Source organism: Sphingopyxis indica (assembly GCF_900188185.1).
GTDB classification, from domain to species: Bacteria; Pseudomonadota; Alphaproteobacteria; order Sphingomonadales; family Sphingomonadaceae; genus Sphingopyxis; species Sphingopyxis indica.
The window spans coordinates 1-20,011 of the sequence record NZ_FZPA01000018.1 but is presented as its reverse complement, the minus strand read 5'-3'; the positions used below and the strand labels follow the sequence as shown (position 1 = coordinate 20,011).

The 20,011-nt window shown below is 65.6% G+C and carries 20 protein-coding genes; 9 read left to right on the top strand and 11 right to left on the bottom strand.

Going from position 1 to position 20,011, the window contains the following annotated elements:
- Window positions 1-69: 69 nt before the first annotated feature.
- The gene (gene recG / locus CHB69_RS17610; RefSeq protein ID WP_089217231.1) at window positions 70-2,136 is read left to right on the top strand and encodes an ATP-dependent DNA helicase RecG; all 2,067 of its coding nucleotides are present in this window, start codon (window positions 70-72) and stop codon (window positions 2,134-2,136) included.
- A 43-nt stretch (window positions 2,137-2,179) separates the two neighbouring features.
- On the opposite strand, the gene CHB69_RS17605 is transcribed toward recG, so the two are convergent.
- Together CHB69_RS17605 and tyrS are read right to left on the bottom strand one after the other, a co-directional pair.
- Window positions 2,180-2,521 (bottom strand): PilZ domain-containing protein, encoded by a 342-nt coding sequence (locus CHB69_RS17605; protein WP_089217230.1) that lies wholly within the window; start codon window positions 2,519-2,521, stop codon window positions 2,180-2,182.
- Between the two features lie 73 nt (window positions 2,522-2,594).
- Entirely contained in the window at window positions 2,595-3,821 is a 1,227-nt protein-coding gene (gene tyrS, locus CHB69_RS17600) for a tyrosine--tRNA ligase (protein WP_089217229.1), read from the bottom strand.
- Window positions 3,822-3,878: 57 nt separating this feature from the next.
- On the opposite strand from tyrS, the gene CHB69_RS17595 reads away from it, so the two are divergent.
- From CHB69_RS17595 to CHB69_RS17585, 3 genes are read left to right on the top strand one after another with little or no spacing between them, the layout of a single operon-like run.
- On the top strand, window positions 3,879-4,427 hold the full coding sequence (locus tag CHB69_RS17595) for a DOMON-like domain-containing protein (RefSeq protein WP_245836927.1): 549 nt from the start codon (window positions 3,879-3,881) through the stop codon (window positions 4,425-4,427).
- Window positions 4,424-5,641: an exo-beta-N-acetylmuramidase NamZ family protein gene (locus CHB69_RS17590; RefSeq protein WP_089217227.1), complete on the top strand. Its 1,218-nt coding sequence runs from the start codon at window positions 4,424-4,426 to the stop codon at window positions 5,639-5,641. Before CHB69_RS17595 ends, CHB69_RS17590 begins: the two co-directional genes overlap by 4 nt.
- A gap of 12 nt (window positions 5,642-5,653) precedes the next feature.
- Entirely contained in the window at window positions 5,654-6,901 is a 1,248-nt protein-coding gene (locus CHB69_RS17585) for a M24 family metallopeptidase (RefSeq protein WP_089217271.1), read from the top strand.
- 3 nt (window positions 6,902-6,904) lie between these two features.
- Here CHB69_RS17585 and CHB69_RS17580 read toward each other — a convergent pair whose 3' ends face one another.
- From CHB69_RS17580 to CHB69_RS17570, 3 genes are read right to left on the bottom strand one after another with little or no spacing between them, the layout of a single operon-like run.
- Entirely contained in the window at window positions 6,905-7,756 is an 852-nt protein-coding gene (locus CHB69_RS17580) for a DUF817 domain-containing protein (protein ID WP_089217226.1), read from the bottom strand.
- On the bottom strand, window positions 7,749-8,450 hold the full coding sequence (locus CHB69_RS17575) for an immunity protein Imm33 domain-containing protein (protein WP_089217225.1): 702 nt from the start codon (window positions 8,448-8,450) through the stop codon (window positions 7,749-7,751). Before CHB69_RS17575 ends, CHB69_RS17580 begins: the two co-directional genes overlap by 8 nt.
- A gap of 6 nt (window positions 8,451-8,456) precedes the next feature.
- Window positions 8,457-9,635, bottom strand: a complete 1,179-nt coding sequence (locus CHB69_RS17570; protein ID WP_089217224.1) for a vWA domain-containing protein — start codon at window positions 9,633-9,635, stop codon at window positions 8,457-8,459.
- A gap of 149 nt (window positions 9,636-9,784) precedes the next feature.
- On the opposite strand from CHB69_RS17570, the gene CHB69_RS17565 reads away from it, so the two are divergent.
- From CHB69_RS17565 to trhO, 3 genes are all read left to right on the top strand, one after another.
- Complete coding sequence (locus tag CHB69_RS17565; RefSeq protein WP_089217223.1) at window positions 9,785-10,399, top strand: DJ-1/PfpI family protein; 615 nt, start codon at window positions 9,785-9,787, stop codon at window positions 10,397-10,399.
- Between the two features lie 136 nt (window positions 10,400-10,535).
- Window positions 10,536-12,539: a GMC family oxidoreductase N-terminal domain-containing protein gene (locus CHB69_RS17560; protein ID WP_089217222.1), complete on the top strand. Its 2,004-nt coding sequence runs from the start codon at window positions 10,536-10,538 to the stop codon at window positions 12,537-12,539.
- A 51-nt stretch (window positions 12,540-12,590) separates the two neighbouring features.
- Window positions 12,591-13,319 carry an oxygen-dependent tRNA uridine(34) hydroxylase TrhO gene (gene trhO, locus CHB69_RS17555; RefSeq protein WP_089217221.1) on the top strand — a complete coding sequence of 243 codons (729 nt, stop codon included), beginning with the start codon at window positions 12,591-12,593 and terminating at the stop codon, window positions 13,317-13,319.
- A 431-nt stretch (window positions 13,320-13,750) separates the two neighbouring features.
- Here the strand turns inward: trhO and CHB69_RS17550 are convergent, their stop codons facing one another.
- Together CHB69_RS17550 and CHB69_RS17545 are read right to left on the bottom strand one after the other, a co-directional pair.
- The gene (locus CHB69_RS17550; RefSeq protein ID WP_089217220.1) at window positions 13,751-14,377 is read right to left on the bottom strand and encodes a class I SAM-dependent methyltransferase; all 627 of its coding nucleotides are present in this window, start codon (window positions 14,375-14,377) and stop codon (window positions 13,751-13,753) included.
- A gap of 2 nt (window positions 14,378-14,379) precedes the next feature.
- Window positions 14,380-15,378, bottom strand: coding sequence for a hypothetical protein (locus tag CHB69_RS17545; protein ID WP_089217219.1), 999 nt, complete (start codon window positions 15,376-15,378; stop codon window positions 14,380-14,382).
- A gap of 98 nt (window positions 15,379-15,476) precedes the next feature.
- On the opposite strand from CHB69_RS17545, the gene trxB reads away from it, so the two are divergent.
- Window positions 15,477-16,442 (top strand): thioredoxin-disulfide reductase, encoded by a 966-nt coding sequence (gene trxB / locus CHB69_RS17540; RefSeq protein ID WP_089217218.1) that lies wholly within the window; start codon window positions 15,477-15,479, stop codon window positions 16,440-16,442.
- Window positions 16,443-16,631: 189 nt separating this feature from the next.
- Here the strand turns inward: trxB and rplI are convergent, their stop codons facing one another.
- From rplI to rpsF, 3 genes are read right to left on the bottom strand one after another with little or no spacing between them, the layout of a single operon-like run.
- On the bottom strand, window positions 16,632-17,273 hold the full coding sequence (gene rplI, locus CHB69_RS17535) for a 50S ribosomal protein L9 (protein ID WP_089217217.1): 642 nt from the start codon (window positions 17,271-17,273) through the stop codon (window positions 16,632-16,634).
- A 13-nt stretch (window positions 17,274-17,286) separates the two neighbouring features.
- Complete coding sequence (gene rpsR, locus CHB69_RS17530; protein ID WP_089217216.1) at window positions 17,287-17,511, bottom strand: 30S ribosomal protein S18; 225 nt, start codon at window positions 17,509-17,511, stop codon at window positions 17,287-17,289.
- A gap of 12 nt (window positions 17,512-17,523) precedes the next feature.
- Window positions 17,524-17,889 carry a 30S ribosomal protein S6 gene (gene rpsF, locus CHB69_RS17525; protein WP_089217215.1) on the bottom strand — a complete coding sequence of 122 codons (366 nt, stop codon included), beginning with the start codon at window positions 17,887-17,889 and terminating at the stop codon, window positions 17,524-17,526.
- 236 nt (window positions 17,890-18,125) lie between these two features.
- Between rpsF and CHB69_RS17520 the strand changes: the two genes are divergently transcribed.
- On the top strand, window positions 18,126-18,407 hold the full coding sequence (locus tag CHB69_RS17520) for a hypothetical protein (protein ID WP_141134047.1): 282 nt from the start codon (window positions 18,126-18,128) through the stop codon (window positions 18,405-18,407).
- Here CHB69_RS17520 and CHB69_RS17515 read toward each other — a convergent pair.
- Window positions 18,404-19,786 (bottom strand): Mur ligase family protein, encoded by a 1,383-nt coding sequence (locus tag CHB69_RS17515; RefSeq protein WP_089217213.1) that lies wholly within the window; start codon window positions 19,784-19,786, stop codon window positions 18,404-18,406. The genes CHB69_RS17520 and CHB69_RS17515 overlap by 4 nt on opposite strands.
- Between the last annotated feature and the right edge of the window lie 225 nt (window positions 19,787-20,011).

The window sequence follows — 20,011 nt, the reverse complement described above, 5'->3', positions numbered from 1 at the left end:
CGCGTGCCTTCGAGGTGTCTCGACTTCGCTCGACACGAACGGAAAGGCGAGGCTAGACATGCCCTAGCCATGCGACCCGAAATCCTCAACCCGCTCTTTGCCGCGCTCACCGACCTCAAGGGCGTCGGGCCGCAGCTCGCCAAGCCGCTCGCGCGGCTCGGGCTCGAGCGGGTGATCGACATACTGTTCCACCTGCCGACTGGGCTGATCTCGCGCGTGCCGGTCGACCGCCTCGACGATGCGCAGCCGGGGCAGACGATCATCGTCGACGTGACCGCGCAGGATTATCGCCCCGGCCGATCGCCGCGTGCGCCCTTTGGCGTCGAGGCGTTCGACCGCGCGGGCGATCATGTGCGGCTCGTCTATTTCGGGCGGACGTCGGGCCTCGCGCGCAAGCTGTTCCCGCTTGGCGAGATGCGCCGCGTGTCGGGGCGGCTCGACCTTTATGGCGACATGCGCCAGATCGTCCATCCCGACCATGTCGCCGAACCGGACGATGCCGATGCGATCGCGGTTCACGAGCCCGTCTATCCGCTGACCGAAGGGCTGACCAATGCGCGCCTGTCGCAGCTTGCCGCGGTGGCGCTCGAGCGGCGGCCCGAACTCGCCGAATGGATCGACGCGCCCCTGCTCGCGAGCCGCGGCTGGCCCGCCTGGCGCGAGGCGGTCGCGCGCGCCCACGCGAGCCCGCGCGACGAGGCGGCGCGCGACCGCCTCGCCTATGACGAGATTTTCGCCAGCCAGGTCGCGCTGATGCTGATCCGGCAGGGACTGCGCACGCGCAAGGGGCGCGCGGTGCGCGGCGATGGGCGGTTGACCGGCGCGCTCAAGCTGCCGTTCGGGCTGACGGGGGCGCAGGAGCGCGTCGGGCGCGAGATCGCCGGCGACATGGCGCAGGACACGCCGATGCTGCGGATGCTGCAGGGCGATGTCGGGTCGGGCAAGACGCTGGTGGCGCTGCGCGCGATGCTGAGCGCGGTCGAGGCGGGGACGCAGGCGGCGCTGCTGGCTCCCACCGAAATCCTCGCGCGCCAGCATCATGCGACGCTGCAGTCGATGCTCGCGGGGCTGCCGGTCAATCTCGCGATCCTCACCGGCCGCGATAAGGGGCGCGTGCGCGAATCGACGCTGATGGGGCTGGCGGACGGCAGCATCGACATCCTTGTCGGCACCCATGCGATCTTTCAGGAGGCCGTGAATTACCGCGATCTCGCGCTCGTCGTCGTCGACGAACAGCATCGCTTCGGTGTCGCGCAGCGGCTGATGCTGACGAGCAAGGCGGCGCGCCCGCCGCACCTGCTGGTGATGACTGCCACGCCGATCCCGCGCACTTTGCAACTCGCCAACCATGGCGAGATGGACGTGTCGCAAATCGACGAAATGCCGCCGGGGCGCACCCCGGTCGACACGCGTGTGGTGTCGGTCGAGCGGCTGGGCGAGGTCGTCGAGGCGCTCGAACGCCATCTCGCGAGCGGCGCGCAGGCCTATTGGGTGTGCCCGCTCGTCGCCGAAAGCGAGGCGAGCGAACTCGCCGCGGCGGAGGAGCGCGCGGCGCTGCTGCGCGCGCGGCTCGGCGATGCGCGCGTCGGGCTCGTCCACGGCCGGATGAAAGGCCCCGACAAGGATGCGGTGATGGCGCGCTTCGAGGCGGGCGAGATCGGGGTGCTCGTTGCGACGACGGTGATCGAGGTCGGAGTCGATGTCCCGGCGGCGAGCCTGATGATCGTCGAACATGCCGACCGTTTCGGCCTCGCGCAGCTCCACCAGCTGCGCGGGCGCGTCGGGCGCGGCACCGCGAAATCGGTATGCCTGCTGCTGCGCTCGCAAAATCTTTCGGAAACCGCGCGCGAGCGGCTGGCGCTGATGCGCGAGACGAACGACGGGTTCGTGATCGCCGAAAAGGATCTGGAGCTGCGCGGCGGCGGCGAGCTTCTCGGGCTCAAACAGTCGGGCGACGCCGATTACCGGCTCGCGAGCCCCGAACAGCTCGTGCGGCTGCTCCCGGTCGCGCACGACGATGCGCGGCTGTTCGTCGAACGCGACGGCGGTATGGAGGGCGCGCGCGGCGAGGCGGTGCGCCTTTGCCTCTATCTCTTCGAACGCGACGCGGCGGTGCCGCTGCTGCGGAGTGGTTAGGCATTCAAGCCCCTCCCCTTCAAGGAGGGGGGATTCTTCAGGCTTAATTCACGTCCCCACGCGCGCCCATCGCGCGGATCGTCGGCAGATAATCCTCAACCGAGATCATCTTTTCGAACTGCACGCCGGTCTTGCCGCCGAGCGACCAGATCACCTTGGCGGCGACACGGCCGACGATCGGCATCCGGAAGACGACAAGGTCGCCGGGTTCGAGCCCGCGCTCGAAGCGCATCAGCAGGCCGTCGGCGCTGATATTGACGCAGGTACACATTTCCTGGCGCCCGTCGGGCATCACGAAGGGCAGGCGGCAATAAACGTCGCTACGCGGCGAAAGCCGCTGATCCAGGCCGACATAATGGGCCTTGTTGGTGTCGATCTTGCGCATAATCCTAACCTTGCTGGTCTGGCGGGAAGGATCAACCCGATTCCTCAAAAATCGGTAAATATCACTTCATCTTTCAGCGGGTGACCAGGCCGTGCTTCTTCGCGCCGAGGCTGACCGGAACGGGATCGGCGGCGGGCGCAATCAGGTGGTGCGGGTCGCGGACGACCTCGCCCGCCACCTTCACCGCGCCCTCTTCGAGCTTGCGCCGCGCCTCCTTGTTCGACGCGGCAAAGCCGAGCTCGCGCAGCGCATCGAGGATGCGCAGCCCGTCGGCGGGTGCCGCGACCTGCGGCAAGTCGCCGCCGATATGGCCCTTTTCAAAGGTTTGCGTCGCGGTCTCGGCCGCGGCGCGCGCCGCCTCGGCACCGCGGCACATCGCGGTCGCCTCGTTCGCGAGGATCTTTTTCGCCTCGTTGATCTCGGCGCCCTCGAGCGCTTCGAGGCGCGCAATCTCGGCGAGCGGCAGGTCGGTGAAGAGCTTCAGGAATCTGCCGACATCGCGGTCGTCGCTGTTCCGCCAATATTGCCAATAGTCGAAATGGGACAGCTGGTCGGCGTTGAGCCAGACCGCTCCGGCCGCCGTTTTTCCCATTTTGGCACCCGCTGCGGTCGTGAGCAGCGGCGTCGTGAGGCCATAAAGCTCGGTTCCGTCCATGCGGCGGCCGAGTTCGATGCCATTGACGATATTGCCCCACTGGTCGGAGCCGCCCATCTGCAACCGCACCCCCATGTCCTTCGACAGATGGCGGAAATCATAGCCCTGGAGGATCATGTAATTGAACTCGAGGAAGGTCATCGGCTGCTCGCGCTCGAGCCGCAGGCGGACCGAATCGAAGGTCAGCATCCGGTTGATCGTGAAGTGGGTGCCCACCTCTTGCAGCAGCTCGATATAGCCGAGCTGGCCGAGCCAGTCGTGGTTGTTGACCATCACCGCGTCGGTCGGGCCGTCGCCGAAGATCAGGAAGGGCTCGAAGATGGTGCGGATCGACGCGATATTCGCTTCGATCGTCGCATCGTCGAGCATCTTGCGGCTCTCGTCGCGCCCGGTCGGGTCACCGATCCGCGTCGTCCCGCCGCCCATCAGCACGATCGGCTTGTGCCCCGTCTGTTGCAGGCGGCGCAGCATCATGATCTGCACCAGGCTGCCGACATGCAGGCTCGGCGCGGTGGCGTCGAAACCGATATATGCGGGCACGACCTGCGACGCGGCGAGTGCATCGAGCCCTTCCGCGTCGGTCATCTGGTGGATATAGCCTCGCTCGTCGAGCAGGCGCAGCAGGTCGGATTTATAGCTGGTCATGGCGGCCTCTTTGAAAGCGGGGGGGGCGCTTAGCATGGGGTTTGCGATTTGGATAGCGTGCGGAAAGAGTTGATCTGCCACCCCGACACCCCCGCCGACGCGGTGCAGGCCGTGTGGGTCGAGGTGTCCTTTTCGCTCGGCGACGGGTTCGCGCTGCGCTTCGGGGTCGAGGGCGATGTCGCGCGCGTCGTGCTGCCGCCGGGCGACGGCGCGCTCGTCATCGCCGACGCGCCGACCGACGGGCTGTGGCAGACCACCTGTTTCGAGGCCTTTCTGACCGAAGAGGGCGAAGCCGACTATACCGAGTTCAACTATGCTCCCGACGGGCGCTGGGCCTGTTATCAGTTCGACGATTATCGCTCGCTCGCCCGGACCGACGAGCTGGCGCCGTGGGAGATGACGAGCGAACGCGGCGAGGGCCTCTATATCCTGCGCATCGAGCCCGGCATCCTGCCCGACCGGGGCAGCAAGCTGGCGCTCGCCGCGGTGATCGAGGAAATCGGCGGAACCAGAAGCTATTGGGCGCTCCGCCATCCGCCGGGGAAGCCCGACTTTCATCATCGCGATTGCTTTGCGCTCACGCTTGGGGCACCCCCCGCGGCATGACAGTCCAATTCGGCATCGACCGCCTGCTTTCCGAACCCGGCCTGCGCAAACCGCTCGAAGGCAAGCGCGTCGCGCTGCTCGCGCACCCCGCATCGGTGACCGCCGGTCTGACGCACAGCCTCGACGCGCTCGTTGCCGCGGGGGTGAACGTCACCGCGGTGTTCGGGCCGCAGCACGGCGTGCGCGGCGACCTTCAGGACAATATGATGGAGTCGCCCGATTTCACCGATCCGGTGTATGGCGTCCCCTGTTTTAGCCTCTATGGCGAAGTGCGCCGCCCGACGGGCCAGTCGATGCACATATTCGACGTGCTGCTCGTCGATCTTCAGGATCTCGGCTGCCGCATCTACACCTATGTGACGACGCTGCTCTATGTCCTCGAAGCGGCCGCGGAGCATGGCAAGGCGGTGTGGGTGCTCGACCGGCCGAACCCCGCCGGCCGCCCCGTCGAGGGCACACGGCTGCGCGAAGGCTGGGAAAGCTTCGTCGGCGCGGGACCGATGGTGATGCGTCACGGGCTGACGCTCGGCGAAATGGGGCATTGGTTTATCCGCCACTTCGGGCTCGATGTCGATTATCGCGTGATCGAGATGGAGGGGTGGCGACCCGATGCGGCGCCGGGCTTCGGCTGGCCCGCGGATCGCGTCTGGATCAACCCCAGCCCCAATGCCGCGAACGTCAACATGGCGCGCGCCTACGCCGGGACGGTGATGGTCGAGGGCGCGACCCTGAGCGAGGGCAGGGGGACGACGCGCCCGCTCGAACTGTTCGGCGCGCCCGACATCGACGCGCGGGCGCTGATCGCCGAAATGCGGCGGCTCGCTCCCCAATGGCTCGCGGGCTGCAAGCTGCGCGACATCTGGTTCGAGCCGACCTTTCACAAGCATATGAAGCAGCTCAACAGCGGCATCCACATCCACGCCGAAGGGCCGTGGTACGACCATGAAGCCTTCCGCCCGTGGCGCGTGCAGGCGCTCGGCTTCAAGGCGATCCGCGCGCTCTATGGCGACTATCCGATCTGGCGCGGCAAGGATTTCAAATATGAATATACCGACGATGTGCTGGCGATCGACGTGATCAACGGCGGCACGGCTCTGCGCGAGTGGGTCGACGACGCCGGCGCCGAACCCGGCGACCTCGACGCGCTCGCGCTGGCGGACGAGGCCGAGTGGCGCGACGAAATCGCGGATTTGCTGCTCTATCGCGGGGACTGACGGGAGAAAATGATGCACCGACGGCAGTTTCTGGGCGCGGCGGCGATCGGTGGGATGGCGGCGAGCCTGCCTGCGGCGGCGTGGGCCGATACGGATTATTCGGGGCTGCCCAACCTCGCGAAGGACGCGCAGCCGATCGGCGCCGACGAGCATAAGGTGCGGCTCGCAAAGGCCACGCAGCTTTTGCGCGCGAACGACATGGATGCGCTGCTGATCGAGCCGGGCGCGAGCCTCATCTATTTCACCGGCGTCCACTGGTGGCGCAGCGAGCGGCTGACCGCCGCGGTGCTGACGCGCGAGGGCGAGGTGGCGATCGTCACGCCCTTTTTCGAGGAGCCGTCGGTGCGCGAGAGCCTCGGCGTCGAAGCCGAGGTGCTGACGTGGAACGAGGACGAGAATCCGCTCGCCGTTGTCGCCGCCTGGCTCGGCAAGCGCGAGCTCAGCAAGGGCAGGATCGGCGTCGAGGAAACGGTGCGCTATTTCGCGGTCGACGGGCTTAAAAAGGCGATGCCCGATGTCACCGTCGTCAACGGCGCGCCGGTCGTGCGCGGGTGCCGGATGATCAAATCGGCGGCGGAGATCGCGCTGATGAGCCTCGCGACCGACATCACCATGGCCGCCTATCGCTACACCGCGCCGCGGGTGGAGGCGGGGATGACCCCCGCCGACATCGGCGCGATCATGAACGGCGCGACCCGGGCGCTCGGCGGCGAACCCGAATTCGCGCTGGTGCTGCTCGGCGAGGCGAGCGCCTATCCGCACGGCAGCGGCAAGCCGCAGATGGTGCGGCCGGGCGAGGTGGTGCTGATGGACTGCGGCTGCAACGTCCACGGCTATCAGTCCGACATTTCGCGCAGCTGGGTCCATGGCACGGCGAGCGCGCGCCAGCGTCAGGTGTGGGATCAGATGCGCGAAGGGCAGCGGGTCGCCTTCGCCGCGGCGCAGCTCGGCACCCCCGCGGGCGCGGTCGACGATGCGGTGCGCGCCTATTATGAAGGCCTCGGCTATGGCCCCGGCTACAAGCTGCCCGGCACCTCGCACCGCACTGGCCATGGCATCGGCCTCGATGGGCACGAGCCGGTCAATCTGGTGCGCGGCGAAACCACGGCGCTGGCGCCGGGCATGTGCTTCTCGAACGAACCCGGCATCTATATCCCCGGCGAGTTCGGCATAAGGCTGGAGGATTGCTTCCATATGACCGGGGCAGGGCCGAAATGGTTCAGCGAGCCGCCGACGTCGATCGACGAGCCGATCGGCTGATCGTCAGGCGTCGAGTCCCTTCGGCCGCTGCACCAGGCTAACCAGCACGAAGGAGATGATCATCAGCAGATACCAGCTGCCGAGCTTTTCGACGCCGACCATGTGCCAGCCGTGGTTCTGGCTCGGATAGGTCCATGCGCGCGCGAAGGTGCCGATATTTTCGGCGAACCAGATGAAGAGCGCGACGAGACCCCAGCCGACGAGCAGCGGCATCCGGCGGTGGAGGTGCAGCGGGCGGAACCATATCTGACAGCGCCAGAAGAGCAGCGCCGTCGCGGCGAAGAGCAGCCAGCGGATGTCGGGTAGCCAATGGTGCGCAAAGAAATTGATATAGATGGCGGCGGCCAGCACATAGCTCGTCCACATCGGCGGATAATGGGTGTAGCGGAAATCGAAGATGCGCCAGACGCGCGCGATATAGCTGCCCACCGCGGCATACATAAAGCCCGAGAAGAGCGGCACCGCGCCGATATGGAGCAGGCTCGCCTCGGGATATTGCCACGACCCGGCGGCGGTCTTGAACAACTCCATCACCGTGCCGACGATGTGAAAGATCAGGATGACGAGCGCTTCCTTCGGCGTTTCGAGCCGGAACATGAGCATACCGAGCTGAATCAGCACCGCGCCGATGGTGATCGCGTCATAGCGGTGAAGCGGCGCGCCTTCGGGCCAGAAGAAATGCGTGCCGAGAAGAAGTGCGAGCATCAGGCCGCCGAACAGGCACGCCCAGCCCTGCTTGAAGCCGAAGACGAGGAATTCGAGGAACCAGCCGCGCGGTCCTGGCGCGACCGCCATCGCTTCCAATTGGACACGCACGGCGTAGAAACGCGAATGGCGCCCAATTTTCTCAGTCATCCCGATCGTCTCGGTGCATGGACATTGGCTGAAAAGCGCCGGTTTCCCAATCGCGCAGATATGCGCTGCCCACGGGCGCGTCGATCAGGGGCAACCAGCTATCATCCGCGTTCAGCACCTTGCCGATGGCGATATAGCTGAAACTGGGATTTTCATATTCCTCTTTGGTCAGGCCGCGTGTGTCGCATCGAAAGCGCCAGCCGCTGTCGGGGTATTTGTCTCCGTCGCGTGGCGGGTCGGGTTCCTCGCGATACAGATATTCCACCTTGAGCCGACCATCGAGAATCTGGTCATCGACAAAGCAGCGATCCCAATATTCGCGGCGGGCAGGGGCGGTCGGCGGAGGGATGGCGCGATCCTCGCTCCAGTCGATGTCGATGATATGTCCGCGGGCAAATGTCACGCGATCACCGGCTTTGAGCTGGGGCATGTCAAGTGGATGATTGTCGAGCGTACCGGTCAACCACGCTCCCTCTGCCGCCGTCACGATGACCCACATGCGTTCTGCGCCCCATTCGCTGCTATCGGGAATCGACCGGAAAATCAGTTTGACGAGGTCGCCGGGCGATACTGCCAACAGCTCATTCTCTGAGGGAAGATAGAAAGTATAGGGCGCCTCGGCGGCGATCGGCCGCGGGTCTTCTATCTCATACCGTCCGAACCAGCCGCGCAGCCTGTCCCTGAATAGGCCCACGCTACGTCAATGCTTTCGTGTCAGTTCGCGCATCGCGTCGTCGAGGCCGGCGAGGGTCAGCGGATACATCCGCTCGTTCATCAGCTGCTTGATCAGCTTCACCGACTGGGTGTAGCCCCAATGCGCTTGCGGAACCGGGTTGAGCCACACCGCGGCGGGATAGACATTGGTCATCCGCTGCAACCACACCGCCCCGGCTTCCTCGTTGAAATGTTCGACGCTGCCGCCCGGATGGGTGATTTCATAGGCGCTCATCGACGCGTCGCCGACGAACACCAGTTTGTAATCATGGCCATATTTGTGGAGGATGTCCCACATCGGCGTGCGTTCCGACCAGCGGCGCTTATTATCCTTCCACACGCCCTCATAGGGGCAGTTGTGGAAATAGAAGAACTCCAGGTTCTTGAACTCGCTCGTCGCGGCGCTGAACAGTTCCTCGCACAGCTTGATGAAGGGGTCCATCGACCCGCCGACGTCGAGGAAGAGGAGCAGCTTCACCGCGTTGCGCCGTTCGGGACGCATCCTGATGTCGAGCCAGCCCTGCCGCGCGGTGCCGTCGATCGTCCCCGCGATGTCCAGCTCGTCGGCGGCGCCCTCGCGCGCGAATTTGCGCAGGCGGCGGAGCGCGATCTTGATGTTGCGCGTGCCGAGTTCCTTGGTGTTGTCGAGATTCTGGAACTCGCGCTTTTCCCACACCTTCAGCGCGCGCTTGTGCTTGCTCTCGCCTCCGATCCGCACGCCTTCGGGGTTGTAGCCCGAATTGCCGAAGGGCGAAGTGCCGCCGGTGCCGATCCATTTGTTGCCGCCCTGGTGGCGCTTCTGCTGTTCCTCGAGCCGCTTCTTCAGCGTCTCCATGATCTCGTCCCAGTCGCCGAGCGACTTGATCGCCTCCATCTCCTCGGGCGTCAGATATTTTTCGGCGACGGCCTTCAGCCATTCCTCCGGGATGTCGACGGGGTTCTGGCCATAGTCGGTGAGCAACCCCTTGAAGACCTTGTTGAACACTTGGTCGAAGCGGTCGAGCAGGCCCTCGTCCTTCACATAGATGGCACGCGAGAGATAATAGAATTGCTCGGGGCTGCGGTCGATCACCTCGCGGTCGAGCGCCTCGAGCAGCATCAGATGCTCTTTCAGGCTGGCGGGAATGCCCGCGGCGCGAAGCTCGTCGAGAAAGCCGAAAAACATGGGCAAAGGCGTAACCTGTCGGCGCGGCGTGCGCAATCACTTTACGTAAACGGAAAGCGATTGACGGCGGGCAGCGGTGTCCGAAGCCCCCTTCCAAATTCAGGATGCACCCGTAAAGTTTTATCTCTTCACCATTCGGAGATTCTTCCATGCAGATTGCGGTTTTGACGTTCGACGGTTTCAACGAACTCGACAGCTTCGTTGCCGCGGCCATCCTGAACCGGCTGCGCGGGCGGGGATGGGCGGCGCATATCGCGGCTCCTGCGCCACAGATCACTTCGATGAACGGGGTGACGATCGACCGGCAACAGCCGCTCGAATTCGCATCCGAAGCCGACGCGGTGATCGTCGGCAGCGGCGTAAAGACGCGCGAGATCGCGGCCGACGCGGCGATGCTCGGCCGCATCGGGCTCGATCCGGCGCGTCAGCTGGTGGGGGCGCAATGTTCCGGGACGCTCCTGCTCGCCAGGCTCGGGCTGATCGGCGACCTGCCCGCCTGCACCGACCTCACGACCAGGCCGTGGGTGATCGAAGCGGGGGTCGAGGTGCTCGACGCGCCGTTCGTCGCGCATGGCAATGTGGCGACCGCGGGCGGCTGCCTCGCCTCGCAATATCTTGCGGCCTGGATCATCGCCCGGCTCGCCGGGCCGCAGGCGGCCGAAGAGGCGCTGCACTATGTCGCGCCGGTCGGCGAGAAGGCGGCCTATATCGAGCGCGCCATGCGTGTCGTGGAGCCGTTTCTTGCCGTCGAGGGCGCGGCCTAGGACTGTCGGGGATCGAGCGCCGCGGTGGCCGCCGCCGCCGCCGGGCGCCGCTGCCGTCAGATTGCGCTTGCCATCGGCGCCGCAAATCCGGAAGAGTCGAAAGAAAACCGGGTCGCTTGGCATAGGGGGCAGAGCGATGGCACCGTTCAATTTCGGGCAACTCAAATTTCTGAAGGCGCTGACCGAGGCGCTGTTTCATGGCGCGGAGATGGCGATTTCGGCCGATCAGGTCGTCGCCAACGTCACCGATCTGTTCGCGAAGGTCGGCGGGACGAAGCTCGACGAGATCCGCCTGTCGCTGACCTTGACCGAGGTCGCGCTCGGCCCGCTGTTCGCCCTCGTCAGCGTCGAAACGCGCGTCGAGCGCATCCGTGACCGGATGCAGAATACGAGCTTCGATCTGTTTCAGGACATGGGGCGGCTGCGCGGGATCATCTATGCCTGCTATTATGGCCATTGGCAGCCGGGCGGCGAGGACGAGAATGCCGCCAACCCGGTCCATGCGCAGATCGGCTTCACCCTGCCCAAATTCCGCCACCGCGGCGCAAGCGACATCGCGACCCCGATCCCGCCGGTGACGGGCCGCGAGATCGACCCCGCTCATGTCATCGACGCCGCCGGGCTCGAGCAGGAATATGACGTGATCGTCGTCGGTTCGGGCGCGGGCGGGGCGATCGCGGCGCATAATGTCGCGGCACAGGGTTACAAGGTGCTGATCGTCGAGGCGGGGCCTTTCTATCCCTCGCCGCGCATCACCCACCACGAACTCGACATGATCGCGCAGCTTTACAAGCATGGTGCGCTGCAGACGTCGACCAACCGCGATTTCGTGGTGTTTCAGGGGCGCTGCGTCGGGGGCTCGTCGACGATCAACAACGGCATCTGCCTGCGCGTCAACGAGGCGGGGCGCACCCATCCCGACGCGCCCGACGTGCTGGCCAAATGGTCCGCAATGGGCGCGCCGGTCGACGCTGCCGCCTTTCACGCCGCCTATGATGCGGTGCAGGCGCGGCTCGGCATTGCGAAGATCGAGCCGCGGAGCGGGCGGCACAATGGACCGCATCTGCTGAACGGCTGGGCGGCCTATGCCGCGACCTCGTCCGATCCGAAGGACCGGCGCGCGGTCGCCGACTGGTTCGCGAAGAATTTCGGGCCGCCGAACACGTCCACCGCCTGCGGCTATTGCGGCTATTGCAACTCGGGCTGCGCCTATGGCCGGCGGCTGGGGATGGCGCAGACCTATCTGCCCGATGCGTGCCGCGACCATGGCGCGCGGATCATCGCGGGGACAAAGGCCGACAAGATATTGTGGCAGCATGCGATCGACGGGCGGCGCGAGGCCGAGGCGGTGAAGCTGGTGCTGCCCGACGGGTCGAAGACGCTGGTGCGCGCGCGCGTCGGGGTGGTCGTCGCGGCGGGGACGATCGCCTCGTCGAAGCTGCTCGACCGCAGCGATATCGACGGCACGGGCAAGCGCGTCTCCTTGAACGTCGCCTCGCCGGTCGTCGCGCTGATGCCCGACAACGTCGGCGGCGACGCGTGGGACGAGGACCAGATGTCGAGCTATGTCGATTGCGGCGATTTCCTGCTCGAAAGCCACTTCCAGCCGCCGATGTCGATGGCGTCGCTGATGCCCGGCTGGTTCGACGAGCACCAGGCGCGGATGAAGCGATACGGCCGCGTGCATTCGGCGGGCATTCTCTTCCCCGCCGACCGGCGCGGGCATGTCGACGGCGGCAAGCTCAAGTTCCGGCTCGACGAGAATGAGGATCTGCCGGTGTTGCGCCGCGCGATGGCGACGCTGACCAAGGTGCATTTCGCCGCCGGCGCGCTCGAATGCTATCCGGCGCTGGCCAAGGGGCAGGTGGTGACCCCCGGCATGGACGTCGACGCCTTTTTCGACGACGCGATCCGCGAGGCCGACGACGTCACCCTGTCGAGCAGCCACCCGCACGGCGGCAACGCGATCAACGAAAATCCCGCCTATGGCATCGTCGATCCCGACTGCCGCGTCCACGGGACGACCAACGTCCTCGTCACCGACGCCAGCGTCTTTCCGAGCTGCATCCGCGTCAACGCGCAATGGACGACGATGGCGATGGCGCAATATGCGACGGGGCGGGGCGATCCGTTCCGCTAGGGCGCGCGGCCTCTCGACTTCGTGCGGCAGCCCCGGCTAAAGGCGGCCGCCATGAACTTCACCGTCGCCGCCCTCTATCGTTTCGCGCCGTTCGACGACCCGGCCGCGCTGCGCGAACCGCTGCTCGCGCTCTGCAATGCGCATGGGGTGAAGGGCACGCTGCTGCTCGCGCGCGAGGGGGTCAACGGCACGATCGCGGGGAGCGAGGCCGGCATCGCTGCGGTAGTCGGCCATGTGCGTTCGCTACCGGACTGCGCCGACCTCGACATCAAATATTCGACCGCCGCGGCGATGCCGTTCCAGCGGATGAAGGTGCGGCTCAAGAAGGAAATCGTGACGATGAAGGTGCCGGGGATCGACCCGGCGCGCGAGGCCGGCGCCTATGTCGCGCCCGCCGACTGGAACGCCGTGGTCGACGACCCCGGCACCGTCGTCATCGACACGCGCAACGATTTCGAGGTCGGCTATGGCAGCTTCGATGGCGCGGTGAACCCGCATACGAAGAGTTTCGGCGATTTTCCGCGCTGGTGGCGCGACCATGCGGCGGAATTTGCGGGCAAGCGCATTGCGATGTTCTGCACCGGCGGCATCCGCTGCGAAAAATCGACCGCTTTCCTGAAAAGCGAGGGCGTCGCCGACGTCGTCCACCTGAAGGGCGGCATTCTCGCCTATCTCGAACAGGTGCCCGAGACGGAGAGCCGCTGGCACGGCAGCTGCTTCGTCTTCGACGAGCGGGTGAGCGTCGGGCACGGGCTCGTCGAGGTGGGCGAGAAGGAATAGCGGCGGCGCGTCGGCTTTGGGGTGGCCAGTTGCCATCGCCGTCTTTGGTTATCGCGGGCTGGGTCCGCGCCGTCGTTTCAAAGTTCAGTGAAGTTCAGCCTTGTGCGGCCGCCGATGGGCCGCGTTCGGCGACCATGCCGCGCCGGTTCCCCGCATCCGCAAGCCGGGCCGTGACCGCTTTTATCCACATCTCGAAAGAGCCGAGACGAAGGCTGGCACAGCCGGACAATGTAGGACAGCGTTTTTTTCGAAGTCGGCTTTGGGGTGGGGAGCGGCCGTCCCTCTCTCTTTGTCATTCCCGCGAAAGCGGGAATCCAGAGCGTGCGCCGGCTGACCCCGCTCTGGATTCCCGCTTTCGCGGGAATGACAAGGTTATGAAATGCCGATCGTCGCCTATCGCCCGAAAACGGACCCTCGTGCTCGGCGGCGCTTCAGCCCGCTACCCGCGCCGTGCCATATTCGACCCAGCCGAACGGCCGCGGGGTCTTTGGCATATAATGTGCGCCCTGCCGGTCGACCGCGAACCCGGCTTTTGCATAGGCGTCGGCGATCGGCCGCGTCAGGTGGCAATTGCCGCCGATGCGCTTCCACAGCGGCTCGATGCGCCGCTGCCATCTGGCGACGCCGGGATCGGGCGCACGGCCATGTTCGAGGAAGATCGCGGTGCCCCCCGGCCGCAGCACGCGGCGGATTTCGGCGAGCACCGCCGCCTGGTCGGCGACCGAGCAGAGGGTGAAGGTCGTCACCACCGTGTCGAAGCAGGCGTCATCGAAGGGCATCGCCTCGCCGACTCCGCCTTCGATCCGCGCCTCGATCCCATGCGCCTGCGCCGCCGCGCGGCTCATCGCGAGCAATTCGGGCGAGGGGTCGAGCCCGGTGAAGCCCGTGACGCGGCTCCGGTCATAAAATTCCATATTGATCCCGCCGCCGCAGCCGAGTTCGAGCACCTCGCCCGTGGCATGGGGCACGACCTTGCTGCGCGCCTTCATGATCTGTCCCTGCGAGCAGGCGCCCTTGATGAGGCGCGGTACGATATGGCGGTCCCACCAGTTGGCCATCCTTATTCTCCCCTCAGGCGGAAGGCTATGATTGCCAGCACATTGTTCTGAATGTCCCCAAGAATCAATTCGCCCCACATTGCGGCATAGGCGTTCACGGGCGTCGCGATCCGATAGCGTGTCCAAAGATGTATTTTCGTGCGTCCTCCAGCAAGCGGCAGAAGGCGATAACCGCCGTCTTCGATGCGAAGTTGGCGGCTGTGCGGGTTGATGTGCCGGTCGGTTCTCCGATAGATTGAGGGGTCGGGGAAGGAGAAGCGCCACGCAAGCTCTCGTCCAGTTTGCCAGCGCGTGACGATCTCTTCAAAGCGGATACCCCCTTGCCAGCGCGCATCGCGCACCGCGCCGACCCCGCGTCCCGACAGCAGGGCGCTGGTCGGGCGCGGCAGGCGGATCAGGTTCTGGCTGACTGTCCAGCGTCCTTCGGTCCGTCCGATCGCCGGAATAGCGAGAAGTTGCTCCCAGACCCTGCCGGGGGGCGCATCGACGACGATTTCGCGCGCCACGATATAGGTTGTGCGCGGGGGATCGACATGCTGCTCGACGATCAGCGTCAGAAGAGGAAGCAGCAACAGTGCATTGGCCCGAAAGATATTGCTGTCCACATGTCGTTGAGCGCGTCGGTGCAGATATACCGGCCAAACGCCGATCAGGCCGAAGATCAGCCACAGTGGTAGCAGCATCAGGATGCAGATCACGCCTTCCCGCAGGAACAGCGCTCCGATCGCCGCGATCCCCACCGCCAGCCATACTGGAACGAGAAAGAAGGTGGTTGCCCGCCAGCCTCCGGTTGCGCTTCCTACCCAGGCTATGGTCGCGGAGAGGATGGCCGGCAATATGATGAGCAGCGTGTAGCTGACGGCGGCGCCGGTGCCCGCCTCGGCAATCAGATAGATTCCGAGCGCGACCGCTGCGGCCGCAACTAGCGTGGTGACCAGGCGCCAGCGCTGGCGCGACGTGGTCGATGCGTGGGCCTCCGGTGCCTCTTCATCCTCGATCATGCCGCTCCCCCTTGGCGCGCAGCCTGTCCCTTGCTAGCGCGATTGGCAACACCCATCTCACGCTCCCAGCGCCGGAGCGGCGCCAGCGAAGGACGATCATGCCCACTACCCATCACACCAGGATGCTCATTCTCGGCTCGGGCCCCGCCGGCCTGTCGGCGGCCATCTATGCCGCGCGCGCCGGGATGAAGCCGATCGTCGTGCAGGGGCTCCAGCCCGGCGGCCAGCTCACCATCACCACCGATGTCGAAAATTACCCCGGATTCGCCGAGGTGATCCAGGGGCCGTGGCTGATGGAACAGATGACCGCGCAGGCGGTGCATGTCGGCACGACGATGATCTGGGACACGATCGTCGATGTCGACGTGTCGCAGCGCCCGTTCAAGCTGACCGGCGACGGCGGCGATGTCTATCTGGCCGAGACGCTGGTCATCGCGACGGGCGCGCAGGCGAAATGGCTCGGCGTCGAGGGCGAGCAGGAACTCGGCGGCAAGGGCGTGTCGGCGTGCGCGACGTGCGACGGCTTTTTCTATCGCGGCAAGAAGGTGGTGGTGATCGGCGGCGGCAACACCGCGGTCGAAGAAGCGCTCTACCTGACCAACCACAGCGACGATGTGACGCTGATCCACCGCCGCGACAGCCTGCGCGCCGAAAAGATCCTGCAGGACCGCCTCTTCGCCAATCCCAAGATCAAGGTCCTGTGGAACAAAAAGGTCGCGCGCTTCGTCGCGGGCGAGGGCAATGCGGGACTCGTCGGGGTCGACCTGATCGACACCGAAACCGGCGAGGCGAGTCATGAGGCGACCGACGGCGGCTTCGTCGCGATCGGCCACAGCCCGGCGACCGAATTGTTCAGGGGCAAGCTGCCGCTCGATGCCGACGGCTATCTCGAGGTCACCCCCGGCACCTCGCTGACCGCGATCCCCGGCATCTTCGCCGCGGGCGACGTTACCGACAAAATCTATCGCCAGGCGGTCACCGCCGCGGGCATGGGTTGCATGGCGGCGCTCGACGCCGAACGCTTTCTGGCGGAAGCGGAATATCATGCGATGGTGGACGCGTAGGGGCGGGCGGCAAGAATCGGGCGGGAGCGGACGTTCTTAAGCCCCTCCTCTTCAGAGGAGGGGTTGGTCTATGTCCGCTCCCCCCGAAGCCGCCCTTCTGCCCCGCCACCACCCGTGTCCGCGCATGAGAAAAGGCCCCGGAGCATCGCGCCGGGGCCTCTCTTGTCTCAGCAAGCAAAGCGAAGCGGCTCAGGCCTCTTCGTCTTCCTCGCTCGCTTCGTCCTCGGCGGGAGCTTCGTCGGCGGCGGCGTCCGACGGAGGCGTGCCCTCTTCGAACTCGTCTTCGCTGTCGGGCTCGAGCGCCGCGGCGGCCATCGCAGCCTGTTCTTCCTCGAACATCGCGGCGATGACGTCGATGCCTTCCTTCTGCATCTCGGCCTCGTCGGGCGAGCGCGCGACGTTGACGCTGACGGTCACCGCAACCTCGGGGTGCAGCTTGACCTTGACGTCGAACAGGCCGAGCGACTTGATCGGGCGTTCGAGCTCGATCATCGCCTTGGTGACGCCGTTGGCGCCATCCTCGGCCAGCGCGTCGACGATGTCGCGCACCGAAACCGAGCCATAGAGCTGGCCGGTGTTCGATGCCTGGCGGATCAGGACGATCTGCTTGCCGTCGAAGTCCTTGGCCCGGCCTTCGGCGGCGGTGCGGCGTTCGGCATTGTCCGATTCGATCTTCGCGCGATTGGCTTCAAAGACCTTGCGGTTGGCTTCGTTCGCGCGCAGCGCCTTGTTGTTGGGCAACAGGAAATTGCGGGCAAAGCCGTTCTTGACGGTGACGACGTCGCCGATACCGCCCAATTTCTCGATACGTTCGAGCAGGATGACTTCCATCGGTCCGCCCTCCTTACTTCACGATATAGGGGAGCAGGCCGATGTGGCGGGCGCGCTTGATCGCACGGGCCAGCTCGCGCTGCTTCTTGGTGGACACCGCGGTGATCCGCGACGGGACGATCTTGCCGCGCTCCGACAGGTAACCCTGGAGCAGGCGGACGTCCTTGTAGTCGATGACGGGTGCGTCCTTCGCGCTGAAGGGGCAGGTCTTGCGACGGCGGAAAAAGGGTCGTGCCATGGTGCTTTCTCCTTAGTCTTCGCTGTCGCGGTCGCGGCCACGGCCGCCACGGCGTTCCTGCTTGCGCATCATCACCGACGGACCCTTTTCGAGTTCGTCGACGCGGATGGTCAGCCAGCGGATGATGTCTTCGTTGATCGCCGCCTGGCGTTCGATTTCGGTGACGGCTTCGCCCGGCGCCTCGACCGAGACCATTGCATAATGGCCCTTGCGGTTCTTCTGGATCTTGTAGGCGAGCTGCTTGAGGCCCCAGGTTTCGGTCTTGTGAACGGTACCCTGGTGATCGCTGACGATCGTGGCGACATTTTCCGCCAGCGCATCGACCTGAGCCTGGCTCAGGTCCTGACGCGCGATAAAGACATGCTCGTAAAACGGCATGGTTGCGCTTCCTTCGATTTGGCCGATCGCTGATTCCGCGCCGATCGCGAAACCCCTCCGGCTGTCGTCCGGCTTTGCCTATTGGTGCAAAGCAAACGGGGCGACAGGCACAAGGCCTCGCCCCGAATGGATCGCGCCTATACAGATTCGCGGGTAGAAATCAAGGTCGCGTCCGAAAAGGCTTGCTCCTCCTGGGGTGACGCGCAACACTCCCGCCGGGATTCAGGGGGAACGGGATGTTGGAAATTGTTGCGCTGTTCGGTCTTTTTAGCTGGGGGATGAACAGCGATCGGCTTGCGTGGAAGCACGCTGGGGTCATCCTGCTGCTGTCGTGCCTCTTCGGCGGACTCGGCGGCATGATTGCGGGCGGGGAAGAGGTTCCGGTGGGTGTCGCCATGATCTTCACGATTGCGTTCGAGTTGGTCCTCGAAACGGTCGTCTTCTTCGTCGGCTTCGGTATCGGACGTTATCGGGCCCGCAAGGCCGGCATCAGCAACATCGAAGATACGTTCGGCTAACCGCCAAGGCGGACGAGCAGATCCCTCCCGAATTCGGTCAGCGTATCGTCGCGCGCGCCAAGGATCAGGATGCGGTCGCCGGGCTGCGCCTCCTCCAGCATCGCCGCACCGCACGCGGCGCGCGTCGTCAGGTGAACCGCATCGCCGCCGCTCCCGACAATATCGGCGACCAACGCCTCGCTGCCGATGCTGCGATCGACGGTGCCGCCGAAATAGACGGGATCGCAGACATAGAGCCTGTCGTCCGCGCGCATCCCCCGTGCGAAGCTCGCGGCGAGTTCCTTGCCCATCTGGCGGAGCGGGCCATAGCCGTGCGGCTGAAAGAAGAGCAGCGCGCGGCCGGGCAGTTCGGCAACGGCCGCAAGGGTCGCGGCGACCTTGTCGGGGTTGTGCGCGAAATCGTCGATCACCGTCACCCCGCCCGCCTGGCCGAGCACTTCGTAGCGCCGCGCGAGGCCCGTAAAACCGGCGAGCGCGGCGACCGACTGCGCGACCGGCACATTGACCGCGCGCGCCGCGGCGATCGAGGCGAGGGCATTCATGGCGTTGTGCCGCCCCGGCATCCGCAGCCGGACCGCGTGACGATCGCCCGCGAAATGAACCACGAAGCGGCAGCCGTCGGGCATCGGCTCGAAATCGCTGCCGCGCACCGCCGCCGCATTCGAGAAGCCGAAGCGTATCACATTGCCGCCCGCGAGCAGCGGCGCCGATTCGGGGTCGTCGGCGTTGATCACTGCGATCCGCGCCTTGGCCGCGAAGTCGCCGAACAGGGCGTGCAGTTCGTCGAGGCTCTTGTGGTCGAGGCTGATGTTGGTGACGACCGCGACATCGGGCCGATAGAGTGCGATCGACCCGTCGCTTTCGTCGACCTCGCTGACATAGGTCGATCGGTCGCCGATCAGCGCGCTCGCAAAGGGCCTGTCGGCATTCGCAAAATTGCGCATCACCGCGCCGTTCATCACCGTCGGCCTGCGCCCGGCGCTTTCGAGGATCCAGCCGATCATGCCGGTGACGGTCGACTTGCCGCTGGTGCCCCCGACGCCGATCGCCTGCGCCGCCTCGTTGAACAGCGCGGCGTTGAGGTCGGCGCGGGTCATGCGCGGCAGGCCGAGCGCGTTCGCGGCCGCGACATCGGGGACGCTGTCCTCGACCGCCGCCGAGGCAACGAGCGTCTGGCCGGCGGCGAGGCCGCTGCCGTCCTGCGGAAAGAGCGCGATGCCGCGGCCTGCGATCCAGTCGAACTTGTCGGCCGAGCGGCCCTGGTCGCGGCTGCGGTCCGAACCCGCGACGTGCGCGCCGCGCGCTGCGACGATCATCGCGAGCGGCAGCATCCCCGACCCGCCGATGCCGCAGAAGAAATAGGATTTGTTTTCGGCCATGGCGGCGCGTTATGGCCTTGGCGAAGGGTTTGCAATAAGGGCGGCAAACCCGGAAGGGTGAAACGCCGGTTTTCACACATCGTCACCCCGGACTTGATCCGGGGTCCATGACTTCGGCGCTGCTGTGGATCCCCCTGAGTTCACAAACGAAGTGCAACACCTCAAGCAGGTGGTGCCATGTCGAGATACCGTCATTTATCGCTTGAGGAGCGCTGTTCGATTGCC